This window comes from Bifidobacterium asteroides (assembly GCF_030758775.1).
Taxonomy (GTDB): domain Bacteria; phylum Actinomycetota; class Actinomycetes; order Actinomycetales; family Bifidobacteriaceae; genus Bombiscardovia; species Bombiscardovia kimbladii.
This window is the reverse complement of record NZ_CP132384.1, coordinates 343756-356488: the sequence shown is the minus strand read 5'-3', so window position 1 is coordinate 356488 and position 12733 is coordinate 343756. Positions and strand designations below refer to the sequence as shown.

At 59.0% G+C, this 12733-nt stretch carries 9 protein-coding genes; 4 read left to right on the top strand and 5 right to left on the bottom strand.

The annotated features are described in order from the left end of the window. Nucleotides 1-5 precede the first annotated feature (5 nt). The 4 genes from RAM15_RS01330 to RAM15_RS01315 form a co-directional block, all read right to left on the bottom strand. Nucleotides 6-1136, bottom strand: coding sequence for a glycoside hydrolase family 172 protein (locus RAM15_RS01330; protein ID WP_372338663.1), 1131 nt, complete (start codon nucleotides 1134-1136; stop codon nucleotides 6-8). A gap of 93 nt (nucleotides 1137-1229) precedes the next feature. Then, nucleotides 1230-2111, bottom strand: a complete 882-nt coding sequence (locus RAM15_RS01325; RefSeq protein WP_306221734.1) for a carbohydrate ABC transporter permease — start codon at nucleotides 2109-2111, stop codon at nucleotides 1230-1232. Nucleotides 2112-2131: 20 nt separating this feature from the next. Further along, complete coding sequence (locus tag RAM15_RS01320; protein WP_306221733.1) at nucleotides 2132-3067, bottom strand: carbohydrate ABC transporter permease; 936 nt, start codon at nucleotides 3065-3067, stop codon at nucleotides 2132-2134. A 31-nt stretch (nucleotides 3068-3098) separates the two neighbouring features. Further along, nucleotides 3099-4409 (bottom strand): ABC transporter substrate-binding protein, encoded by a 1311-nt coding sequence (locus RAM15_RS01315; protein ID WP_101431937.1) that lies wholly within the window; start codon nucleotides 4407-4409, stop codon nucleotides 3099-3101. Between the two features lie 406 nt (nucleotides 4410-4815). Between RAM15_RS01315 and ffh the strand changes: the two genes are divergently transcribed. Together ffh and RAM15_RS01305 are read left to right on the top strand one after the other, a co-directional pair. Continuing rightward, the gene (gene ffh / locus RAM15_RS01310) at nucleotides 4816-6432 is read left to right on the top strand and encodes a signal recognition particle protein (protein WP_306221732.1); all 1617 of its coding nucleotides are present in this window, start codon (nucleotides 4816-4818) and stop codon (nucleotides 6430-6432) included. Nucleotides 6433-6462: 30 nt separating this feature from the next. Next, on the top strand, nucleotides 6463-7605 hold the full coding sequence (locus RAM15_RS01305; RefSeq protein ID WP_306221731.1) for an endonuclease/exonuclease/phosphatase family protein: 1143 nt from the start codon (nucleotides 6463-6465) through the stop codon (nucleotides 7603-7605). Between the two features lie 17 nt (nucleotides 7606-7622). Here the strand turns inward: RAM15_RS01305 and RAM15_RS01300 are convergent, their stop codons facing one another. Further along, complete coding sequence (locus RAM15_RS01300) at nucleotides 7623-8645, bottom strand: LacI family DNA-binding transcriptional regulator (RefSeq protein ID WP_045924248.1); 1023 nt, start codon at nucleotides 8643-8645, stop codon at nucleotides 7623-7625. A 158-nt stretch (nucleotides 8646-8803) separates the two neighbouring features. On the opposite strand from RAM15_RS01300, the gene RAM15_RS01295 reads away from it, so the two are divergent. Then, the gene (locus RAM15_RS01295) at nucleotides 8804-10183 is read left to right on the top strand and encodes an SLC45 family MFS transporter (RefSeq protein ID WP_306221730.1); all 1380 of its coding nucleotides are present in this window, start codon (nucleotides 8804-8806) and stop codon (nucleotides 10181-10183) included. A 28-nt stretch (nucleotides 10184-10211) separates the two neighbouring features. Beyond that, complete coding sequence (locus tag RAM15_RS01290; RefSeq protein ID WP_306221729.1) at nucleotides 10212-12527, top strand: glycoside hydrolase family 31 protein; 2316 nt, start codon at nucleotides 10212-10214, stop codon at nucleotides 12525-12527. Nucleotides 12528-12733: the final 206 nt, after the last annotated feature.

The following is a 12733-nucleotide window of genomic DNA, read 5'->3' as shown; positions in this document are numbered from 1 at the left end:
GCCACTCAGCGTGGCCGACGGTCCCTCTCCCCTGTCTCCAGCACATGGTGCGGGAAGGGCTGGTGAGGCTCCTGTTGGTACCAATAGGCCACACTGGCCAGGTCATCTTGACGTTCGAAGTAGCCCTGTTCGTCCACGCCTATCTGCTGCAAGGTCACCTTGATATCGCTCGCGAAAATAATGGGGTCGGGAATGTGCCAACGATAGAATCCTCTGGTCACCGGGGTATCGGCATCCCAGTACTGGGATTCGCGATTGTCCAACTGCCTGGAATGGAAGGGAAATCCCATGTAGGCCCCGCTGTAGGTGACCTCGTGCATACGACCATCCGGATCCTGCCCGGCAAAGCTCCAGGCACCGCCGAAGTAGTCCTCGCTGCCCGTGGAGCACCAAGTGGGATAGTCCTTGTCCCCGTCCAGGTAGACCTTGACCTCGCCCTCGCCCCACCAGCGGCTCTCCAGGGCAGTCAGAGCCAGATAGGTGCCCACGTAGGAGCCCCGGCCATGTACTCCGTCCAGGATCACATAGTCCTGACCCAGTTCGGTGACCCGCTGACGGCGCCACTGGGCATGGAAGGTCATTACCTGCTCGGGCAGCTCGTCCTTTTCCACATAGTCGATCTGGTAAAAGAAGGCCTCGATGGGCTCGTTGTGGCGGTTGCGCAGGACGATCCGGGCCCCGTGATGGAAAGGCATGGGCCAGTAGCAGTTGAAGCCCCGGCGTGGGTAGACGGCTACAGGCACGGACTCCACCCGGCAGGCCTGGGCGTGGCCACAGCAGAAGAAGTCGCCCAAAGGCACGCAGACTGAGGGTGTCTGTTCCCCATCCCAGTAACATTCCAGAATCAGATTGCGCAGGACGTTGGGCCCGGTAGGCGAAGTGGCATCGGTCACGGTCATCCAGATATGACGGATCTCGCCCGCGCCGGACAGGTCGGCTAGAACCATGTCCTGCCCAGGAGGGATGTTCCTCAGGCATGGGGTTCCTTTTCTGGATGGACCGAGATTGCTTGCAGTCATAGCTGCACTGCCCTTGCCTCCCCGAGGGTTCTCGGCGTTGATGCAACGGGTGCGGTCTGTGGATGGGCGAGTCAGCGCCTCAAGACCGTTGGTGAAGTTCGGCATGGTCATACCCATGGTTGTGGTTGCCTTTCATGTTCGGGCCGCCCGCTCCCCTCCTCTGCCCTCTTGCAGCGGGCGGCCATGTTCAGTGTACTTGTGCAGCGGCGATTACTTGACAGCACCTGCCACTATCCCCTGCGAGAGCTTCCTCTGGAAGAAGATGAAGAAGATGATGGTGGGGATGATGCTGAGCAGGGAGGCGGATGCCAGGTCGGTGGCAGCCATGGTGTGCTGCCCCTGCATGGTCGCCAGGGCCAGCGGTATGGTCTGCGTCTTCTCGCTCATCAGGAAGGCCATGGGGATCATGTACTCGTTCCAGGTCCAGATGAAGAAGAAGACGAAGAGGACGCTGATGGTCGACCAGGACACCGGCAGTACGATCTTGCGCAGAATCTGCCAGCGCGAGGCCCCATCGACGGTGGCCGCTTCCAGGATGGCCTGGGGGAAGGTACCGTAGACCGAGGAGAGCAGGTAGGTGCCGTAGGCGCTCTGGATGATGGTGAAGATGATGATGATGGACCACTGGGAGTTGTAGAAGCCCATCCATTTGAACATGACGTAGAGCGGATAGAGCAGGGCCTCCTGGGGGACCATGTTGGCCAGCATGATGAACAGGAGGATGACCGTGTTGCCCTTGACCCTGCCGATGCCCAGAGCGAAGGAGTTGAGGACCGAAAGCAGGACCCCGACAACGGCCACTACCAGGGAAATCAGCAGGGAGTTGCCCAGCTTGAGCGGGAAATTGCTCTTGTTCCAGAAGGAGATGATGCCATCCATGCTGAAGTGGGCAGGCACGGACAGGGGACCCGTGGCGTTGTAGTCAGCCGTAGTCTTGAAAGCGTTCAGGACCAGGATCAGCAGGGGGAAGAGCATGATTACGGCTCCGGCAATCAGCAGGATCAGACCGGCCCAGTCCCCCCAGGTGCGGATTCTATGGGCGTGCCGGGAGGACACCCGGGCGTCGGCTTGCAGTGTGGCTTGATTATTCATGATGTGCTTCCTAGCCTTCCTCAGGCGATGTTCTTTTGCACGCGCTTCTGCACGATGGTGAAGACGATGGAGAAGATGACGATGACCACGGTCAGGGATGTCGAGATGGCGGCACCGTAGCCCACCTGCTGCACCTGGAAGAACTGGTTGTAGGAGTAGTAGGAGGGAACCATAGTGGAGGTGCCGGGCCCGCCCTTGGTCAGCAAATAAACCGGGGCGAAGGTCTTCAGCGCACCGATGGTAGACGTGAGAATGACCACCAGGAGCTCGGGAATGATGGAGGGCAGGGTGATGACGCGGAACTTCTGCCACCAGTTGGCCCCGTCCAGGCTGGCCGCCTCGTAGAGCTCGGGATCCACCCGCTGCAGTCCGGACATGAAAATGACGATGGGATAGCCCAGCTGGATCCAGATCAGGATGACCATGAGGATGGGCAGTGCCGTGGTGGTCGAGCCCAGCCAGTTGTGGGCCAGTCCGCCCAAGCCGATCTTGGTCAGCAGGTCATTGACCGCACCGTCTTCAGGCCTGAAGATCCAGCCCATGATGATAGTTGCCACGGCCACAGGCAGGACCTGAGGCAGGTAGTAGAGGGCCCGCAGGGTCGAGGAGGTGTGGGGGCCGAACTTCTTCTGGATCACGTCAGTCAGGGCCGAGGAGATCAGCAGGCCCAGAACCGTGGGGATGATGACGATGGCCACGATGATCCAGAGGGTGTGCCCGAAGGAGACCCAGAAGGTCGAGTCGCCCATGAGTCGTCGCCAGTTGCGCAGACCCACCCATTTGGTCGGCCCCACCCCCCTCCAGCGGGTGAAGCTCAGATAGATGTTCCAGAAGATGGGCACGATGACGATGGCCACGATGCCTATCAGACCGGGAATCAGATAAGGAACGAACCGCGAGGGCGCACTGCCCGGGATGCGGGACTGCGCCTTCTTCCTGCTATGTGTGTCAGACATGCTTGTACTCTCCTTGGCGGATTGACGCAGCTCAGTCGTCATCGAGATCGAGCTGGGCGACGCCGTCGTCGTAGTTCTTATGCAGGGTGTCCAAAACCTGGTCGGGGCTCTTGGTGCCGTTGACCAGCTCTTGGAAGGCGGCCGGCATGGCGTCGGTCAGGTTGGGCGCAGGGTAGTCGGGATAGTAGCTCATCCGGCTGGCGTCCGAGGCTTTGGTGTATTCATTGACCAGATCACGGCTCTTGGGGTTGGTAATAGCCGCCGTGTCAGCCGCCACTGGCACGCCACCCTTGTTGCCGATGTAGTTCTGAACCTCCTTGGACAGGACCACATTGATATAGCGGGCCGCGGCATCCTTACGCCGTGACTTCTGCGGGATGACCAGCAGGTTGCCCGCGCAGCCCTCGACCATCTTGGCCCCCGGGAAGATGGATGCCGTCCAGTCGAAAGCCTTGACCTGCTCCATGAAGCGGGTCTGGTTCCAGGTGCCGGTCTGGTAGATGGGATAGGTCCCCTTGATGAATGCCGTGGTCGTGTCCTCGGCCTTCATGCCGGTGGCGTTCTTGGAGATATATCCCTTGTCGATCCAGTCACGGATGGTGTTGGTGGCGAAGGTCAGCGGCTTGCTGCGCCAGTTGACTGGATGCTTGTAGAGCTGCCAGTCGTCGACGAATTGGGCATCGGCCTTGGTCATGGCCAGCTGCCACCAGAGCCAGAGCACCCCATATTCCTGGGCATCGGCCGCTATGGGCGTGACGCCGTGGCTCTTGAAGGCCTTGAGGGCTGCCACGAACTGGTCAAAGGTTTGCGGGATGGGAATCTTGTACTTGGCAAACAAGTCTTTGTTGTAGTAGACGCGCTGCATCTCCGCGTAGGAGGAAACCCCGTACCAGGTATCCCCGTCCATGACGCCGCGCTTGTCGTACTTGCCCACTGCCGCCGCCTGGCCGCGCACCTTCTTGTCCCAGCCGTACTTCTGTACATAGGGCTTCAGGTCGGTCAGCAGCTGCAGGGTGGACAGGACCCCGGCCGAGCCGTTGCCGCGATTGGACTCCATGACGTCCGGGGCGTCGTCCGAGTTGAGGAACTGGCTGCCATTCTGGGCAATCTGAGTGAATGACTTTACCTCGAAATCCACCTTGATGCCGGTCTGTCGGGTAAAGATATCGGCAGCCTTCAGCCAGCCCCGGGCCTGACCGCTGCTGGGCTCCTCGTAGTACCAGATCTTGATGCTGGACGGATGGGCTTCCTGGGGAGCATCGCCCCCCGATCCGCAGGCCGCCAGCGGCAGGATCGACATGGCCAAGGCCAAGGCCGCCCCGATCCCTCTTCTGATCTTCATGATGGCTCCTAACTTCCTTGCATCCTTGCATCCATCTACTGCGATTCAACATGTCGAAAGGTTTCGACTCCGGGCGTAGTGCAGGCGTTGACCATGCCGTCGATGCAACCAAAATGTCGAATCGTTTCGATTCAGTATAGAAGCTAGTTGGGCACCATGTCAAGAAGACACAAAGTAGACTCATATCTTTCTTCTATATAGCTGCTCAGACCCTCTCACCCTCCTTCTTGTGATCGATACACCCGTGTTCAACCATTGTTTCCGTACTTCTCAACAGTCAAAGCACTACAACCGTTCGCCCATCAATATCGAATTCTCCCGAACCTCCTACGTCTGGTAGGCTCAGGGCGCAGGCCTTACGGAGCTGCCGGCCAATCTCCCGGCTGACAGGTAGACTTGGGGCATTATGGCAGCATTTTCATCTTTGACCGACCGGCTCTCCCAGGCCTTCACCCATCTGCGTTCCAAGGGGAAGCTGACCGAGGCCGACATCGACGGCACAATCCGCGAGATCCGCCGCGCCCTCCTGGATGCCGATGTCTCCCTGGACGTGGTGCGATCCTTTACCGGACGCATCAGGGAACGCGCCCTGGGCGAGGAGGTCTCCAAGGCCCTGAACCCGGCCCAGCAGGTAGTCTCCATCGTCTACGACGAACTGACTGACATCCTGGGCGCTGGAGTGGATCGACCGCTCAATTTCGCCAAGAATCCGCCCACAGTCATCATGCTGGCTGGCCTGCAGGGTGCCGGCAAGACCACGTTGGCCGGCAAACTAGGCTACTGGCTCAAGGATGCCGGCCACACCCCCCTGCTGGTGGCGGCCGACCTGCAGCGGCCCAATGCGGTCACCCAGCTCCAGGTGGTCGGCGAGCGCGCCGAAGTGCCGGTATACGCACCCGAGCCAGGCGTGCAGACCAGCGGATCCGAGCTGGCAGCCCCGGGGCAGGTCACAGGCGATCCGGTCAAAGTGGCAGCCGACTCGATCAGGGTGGCCAAGGACAAGCTCTATGACGTGGTCATCATTGATACGGCCGGTCGGCTGGGCGTGGATCAGGAGCTGATGGAGCAGGCCCGCAATATCCGCGATGCCGTCCACCCCAACGAGATCCTCTTCGTCATCGATGCCATGATCGGCCAGGATGCAGTCGCCACAGCCAAGGCCTTCGACCAGGGCGTGGATTTCACCGGCGTGGTCCTGTCCAAGCTGGACGGCGATGCCCGAGGCGGTGCGGCCCTGTCGGTGGCCTCGGTGACCGGCAAGCCCATCCTCTTCGACTCCAACGGCGAGGGCCTCAAGGACTTCGAGGTCTTCCACCCCGACCGGATGGCCTCCCGCATTCTGGACATGGGTGACATCCTGACCCTGATCGAGCAGGCCCAGCGCCAGTTCGACGAGGAGGAGGCCCGCAAGGCCGCCGGGAAGATGTCCGAGGGCAGCTTCGGTTTGGACGACTTTCTGGAGCAGCTCCAGCAGGTTCGCAAGCTGGGTTCCTTCAAGAGCATCCTGGGCATGATCCCGGGCATGGCCCAGCACCGCAAGGAGCTTGAGCAGTTCGATGAGAAGGAAGTGGACCGGACCCAGGCCATCATCCAGTCGATGACTCCCCAGGAGCGACGCGACCCCAGCATCATCGACGGCTCGCGGCGGGCCCGGATCGCCTATGGCGCCGGCACTACGGTCTCGGCTGTCAACGGCCTGCTGCAGCGGTTCGAGCAGGCGGCCAAGATGATGAAGCGGATGACCAATGGCAGCCGCTCGATCCCAGGCATGGGCGGCATGGGCGCTGGCGGCGGCAAGAAGGGCAAAAAGGGCAAGAAAGGCCGCAAGGGCTCCCGTTCAGGCAATCCTATGAAGCGGGAGGCCGAAGAGAAGGCGTTACGCGAGCGCCTGTCCGGCAAGGGCAAATCCTCCGGCGGCTCCGCCTTCGCCAAGCGCCCCGAAACTCCGCAGATGCCTGAAGGCCTGCCGGACCTGCCGCCCAACCTTGGCGGCGGACTGGGCGGTCTCTTCGGCGGCCGCTAAACCCCTCTCTCCTGCAGGAGACAATGGCACGTGAACACCCTTCTCTGGATTCTCCTGGGGCTCATCGCCTTGTGGATGGCCCTGCGCTTCCTCCCTGCCGGAACTGACTGGCACCGCCCTCTGGTAGAGCTGATCGCCCTGATCGACCTCTTGGCCGTTCCCCTGTTGGCCATCTTGGTCTGCGCCATTGTGATCCAGGCCTGGCCACAGTCCGCCCTGGCCCTGATTGAGCTGACTCTGGTCACCTTGTGGAGACTCCAGTACAGGTTTCACCTGTCCTCTCCAACGGGCTCGGGGCACAGAACTGGGCTACTGTCAAACAATAGGCATCGCACCGATACTAGTAATGAAGCAGATGCCTATGCAGACAGTCCCAAATCAAACCAGCTCAATCAGGTCACGCCTGATTCAGCACAGGTCCACACAGAAACTCGCGACCGGGCTCCAGCCGCTAGCCATCCAGCCCTTTCCTTGAGAGTAATGACGCTAAACTGCCGCTATGGCAAGGCGGATGCGCAGACCATCATGGAGCAGGTTCAAAGCCATGATGTCGACGTTTTAGCCCTGCAGGAAGTGAACTCGACGCTGCTGACTCATCTTCAGAAAGCAGGGATGAGGCAGATCATGCCATACCTGGTGGAGGGGCCGCAGACCCAGAATGACAATGGCGGCAGGAACGCCCTCTTCTCTCGTCTGGAGCCCATATGGCATCAACCGTCAGGCCTTGATTTGGAAGCTTCAGCCGTCCCTCTGATGCTTTTGCATACCCAAGCTGGAACAATCCGCGTGGCTTCAGTCCATCCCAAGTCGCCCCAACGCGGCGCCAGACAATGGGGCTTAGGCATTGAGCGCCTGGCTCTCTTGAACAACGAAAAGACGGCGGCCGCCCCAGACATGGAATCGCCCGCATTCACCGTCATCATGGGCGACTGCAACGCCAACCTGCACCACCCCACCTTTCGCGCTATGCTGCAGTCCGGCAGGTTGCGTGATGCCTCCCTTTCCCTAGGTTGCGGGCCGCATCCGACCTTTCCGCATTGCCAGGCACTTCTACCGCCGCTGATCGAAATCGACCATATCCTGGTCAGCCAAGGCATCAGGGTCGAATCGATGAAGGTCATGAAAGTCCCGCACACCGACCACTGCGGCCTTTTGGCTCAACTGCACCTGTGAGCCTGAGCAGAGGCTGCTCACTTATGATCACCGTGCAGGCAAGGGCCCGGTCCGGTGGACTGCCTGCTGATTATCCGGAAAGGCAGAAAACGCGAACCCGGCTTGTCTCCGGACAGCAGGGCCTTGACTCCCTCCACTCCCATACGGTAAAAGGCCTGGGTGACGCTGGTTATGGTGGGCCTGACCATTTCTACAATGTCCGTGCCGTCAAAGCTCATGACACTCACGTCACCGGGCACATCCAACCCCTGGTCCCTGGCCTGGTTGATGGCACCCATAGCCACCAGGTCGCTGGCACCGATAAGGGCAGTGATCTGTTCTTTCGTCTTTAGACAGCGCTTCATGGCGGCTATACCATCCTGGTAGAGACATCCCCCACGGAAAACCAGACTTTCCCTATAAGGGATGCTGTTATCCTCCAGGCACTGCCGGTACCCGCTGATGCGCAGAGTGATTGAACCATGCTTAGGAATGCCCGCCAACCCGATCCGTCGGTGACCTTGGTCAATCAAAAACTGCGTGGCCTCATACCCCATCTGATAGTCATCTGAAGTAATGCAGGGCAGCCGTCCGCCGCCCACAAAGGATGAGAGCGATATGCAATCCATTCCCACCTGCTCTATGGTGGCGATCAATGACTCCTGGAGCTCGAGGGAGACCAGAATAATTCCTCTGACGGCACGCTCTACCGCAGTGGTGATGGCCCGCCGCTGGGCTTGCAGATCAGCGTTGCCAGCATGGAGAATCAACACATCCAGGTTCCGTTCCGCAGCTGATTGTTCGATCCCCTCGATGATTGAAGAATCGAAATTGGTCTTGGTGTTGGAGAGGATGACAGCCAAAGCATGGCTCTTGCCCTGAACGAGGTCGGCCGCTGCCGTGTTGCGGATGTACCCCATCTCCTTGGCCGTCTCCTTGACCAAGCGTACCGTCTGATCCCTGTGTTCACCGGTGTCGGAAAGGGAACGCGAAACGGTAGCCGTCGACAGCCCCAACCGCTGGGCTATGTCCTTTAAGGTCACTCTGGAAGCTTCAGCCATGACCTCCATCTTTCCCTCTGCCGAACCCATGCCGGACCCAGTTTCTACGTCATCGGCCATCATAGCCACACGCCCGGGCATGAAAAAGATGAATGAGGCTGTATACTCATACCGTAAACGTTTACAGTAATTGTTTACAAAAGATCAAAGGAGATACCTTGAGCGCACCTCAAATGACGAGTGATGCCTCTACCAAGAAACGGCATTCGCTACCGGATATCACCATGAAGACCATGTTCGCCATCACCTTCGGCTACTGCGGCGTCAACATGGCCTTCTCCCTGCAGACCTCACAGATGAGCCGCATATTCCAGACTCTGGGTGCCGACCCAAGCAAGCTTGGGTTCTTCTTCATACTGCCGCCCCTGATCGGAATGATCATTCAACCAATCCTGGGACGATTCTCTGACGGACACTGGTCCCCACGCTTCGGCCGCCGGATGCCCATCCTGCTTTGGGCCGCTCCCCTGGCTGCCATCGTCATGGTCTTGCTGCCGAATTCCGGTTCCTTTGGTTTTGGTTACGGATCCGTAACTGCTCTGTGCTTCGGAGCAGCAGCCATCGTCCTTATGGACCTGTCCAACAACGCCTGCATGCAACCTTTCCGCATGATCATCGGCGACATGGTCAACGAGAAGCAGAAGGACCAGGCCTGGTCCTGGCAACAGTCCTTCAGCAATCTGGGAGGCGTTCTGGCCAACCTCTGCCCCTTCCTGCTGACCGGGCTGGGTATAGCCAACATCGATAAGAAAGGAGTGGTCCCCATGTCTGTGCGACTCTCCTTCTACATCGCCGCGGCTGTCCTTCTGGCCACCTCCATCTACACCATCCTCTCGGTCAAGGAATACGATCCTAAGACCTATGCCCAATACCACAACTTCGAATATGAGGAGAAGAAGCCGCAGAAGTCCTACTGGACCCTTCTCAAGGAGGCCCCCAGCACATTCTGGCAGGTTGCAGTCATCCAGTTCTTCGCCTACTTCGGCGTCCAGTACCTCTGGACCTACACGACCGGGGCCATCGCCCAAAACGTCTGGCACACGGCCGACTCTTCCTCAGCGGGATTCCAGGCCGCCGGCAACTGGTATGGCATCCTCACCTTCGTCCAGTCCATCGTGGGCATCATCTACGGATTCCTGGTTCTGTCCAGGACCAGCCAGTACAAGCGCAAATTCTGGTACCGGATTGGGCTGCTCTGCGGCGGCCTGGGAATGATTTGGACCGCTTTCTCCCACAACCAGTACGCACTGATCGGCTCCTTCACATTGATCGGCATCTGCTTCCTGACCATGCATGCCGAACCTTTCGCTATTTTCACTACGGAAACCGACGGTGCCAACGACGGGGCCTACATGGGGCTCTTCAACATCTTCATCTGCCTCCCGCAGATAATTGCATCGGTCAGCAGCTTCGCGATCTTCCCGCTGGTGGGCAGATCGATGCCGACCATGCTCCTAATCGGGGGCATCTCCTGGCTGATTGGCGCAGCCCTGATGGACATCATCAAGAGCCGGGAACCCGAATCCAACGAGGCCTAAGCAACATTACGAAAGGAAAACGTCTGCCATGACGAACCTGCATTACACCGCGAAAGGTCAGACCATCACCCTGAGTTCCGACCAGGGAGCATTGATCCTGACCGTGCTGACGGACCAAATCATCCGCGTCTTTCAGGACCGGGGACGACATACCAACTCCTACGCCATCGAGGGCGAAAAGAAGGTGGAGACTCCCTTCGATCTGAAAGAGGTCGGCGACCATCTGGAACTGTCCACAGGGCAGCTGACCGTCAAAGTCGGACCTGACCTGCTCTTGGACGTCTTCGACGCTCAGGGCAATCCATTGATCCTGGACTACCGTGGCAAGAGGCGCCCCATCGCCAAGACGATTGATGCCGCCCACCAGAGCATCATGCGGGCCGAGGGCCACGAAGTTTCCGGCGTGAGCCAGACTGAGGATCACTACTACCAGGTAGTCAAGGCCTTGGATCCAGACGAGCAATTCTATGGCCTGGGCGACAAGACCGGCTATCTGAACAAGCGGTCCTATCAATACGACAACTGGAATTATGATGAGCCGCGCCCGCACATCGAGACCTTCACCAACCTCTATAAGTCCATCCCGGTCCTGTTCGGACTGAAAAAAGGCCGCCCTTGGGGGATCTTCTTCGACAACACCTACCGGAGCCATCTTGACCTGGGCAGGGAAAACGCCGACTACTACTTCTACTCGGCTGTCGACGGAAACCTGGACTATTACATACTGGGCGGCTCCTCCTTGAAGGAGGTGGTCTCCAACTATACCTATCTGACTGGCCGGGTCCCTCTCCCCCAGCGTTGGATGCTGGGTTATCAACAGTCACGTTGGGGCTACAGCATGAGCCAGGACCGGGTGGAGCAGATCGTCGACACCTTCGCCAAGTATCACCTTCCCCTAGAAGCTGTCCACTTCGACATCGACTATATGGACGGCTACCGCGTCTTCACCTGGAACAGGAATATCTTCAAGGATCCCGCCGGGTTCCTGGCGGATATGAAAAGACGGGGAGTCAGAGTCATCCCCATCCTGGATCCTGGAGTCAAAGAGGATCCCGACTATCCGATCTATCAGGAGGGTCTGGATAAGGGGTACTTCGCGACCAACCCTGACGGCAGCATCTATGTCAACAGGGTCTGGCCCGGCAAGTCCGTATTCCCTGACTTCGGTCGACCCGAAGTCCGCGACTGGTGGGCCGGGCATTGCCGTTTTCTGGTCGACAGCGGGGCAGCCGGCATCTGGACAGACATGAACGAACCCGCCGTATTCGACGGAGAGATACCGGAAGACACCGTCTTCAGCGATGAAGATCAGAAGTCCGACCTTGCCAGGATGAACAATGTCTACGGCCACAACATGGCCAAGGCCACCTATCAGGGCCTGAAAAAAGCCACCGGCAGACGGCCCTACGTCATCACACGTGCGGCCTACGCGGGAACGCAGAAGTACTCAACGGTCTGGACCGGCGACAACCAAAGCCTCTGGCCGCATCTGCAAATGTCGATCCCTCAGCTCTGCAATATGGGGATGAGCGGATTCAGCTTTGTCGGGGCCGACATCGGTGGATTCAGCGCCGATACAACCCCGGAGCTGCTGACCCGATGGATCGAAGCCGGCATTTTCAGCCCGCTTCTGCGCAACCATTCCGCACTCCAGGCACGAGACCAGGAGCCTTGGGTCTTTGGCCCTGAGGTCCTAGACATTTACCGGCATTTCCTGCACTTGAGGTATCGCTTCATTCCCTACCTCTACGATTGCTTCGCCAAGCAGATGAAAGACGGCCTGCCGGTTATGCGTCCCCTGGTCCTGAATTACCCAGAAGATGCGCGCACCCGGAACTTGAACGATGAGTACATGGTCGGCGACCAGGTTCTGGTGGCACCGGTGGTAGAGCAAGGGCAGGTCTCAAGAATGGTCTATCTGCCCAAGGGCGACTGGGTGGATCTGCGTACCATGGTCACTTTCGGCGGCCAACGAGATATTTTGGTTGAGGCTCCTCTGGACCAGCTGCCGATCTTCGTCAGGGCCGACACCGTTCTGCCTTGGGGTCGACTGGTGGAGCATATGGACGACCAGCCCGAGGAGTCCATGACGTTCAGACTCTTCGGCCAACATGGCGACTACACCCACTATCAGGATGACGGATACAGCTTCGACTACGAGCAGGGGGCCTACAACCTCTATCAGATCCGCATGGAGAGCCAAGGCCAGTGCTCGGTTACCGTGACCCACTATGGATTCAAGCCTCTCTATCGAAGGATCCATTTGGTCCTGCCTGAGCGAACCATGACCCTGATCCTGGACGACGAGAGCCAGGCCCCGGTCTATAGGGAGGCCGAAGCCTAGACCTAGGTCGGAACAGGTTGGAGAAAACCAAACCAAGGGTCTGTTGAGGCATATGCCACAGCAGACCCTTAATCCTATGGTTGAGGTATACTTTTGCTGTTATTCATGTCCGGAGGAGCCCTCTCATTCCGACGGCCGTGAGGAACACGCCAGGAGCGCCACCATGCCCCACATGGAGACGCCGCCGGGCACACCAAGTACCAAGG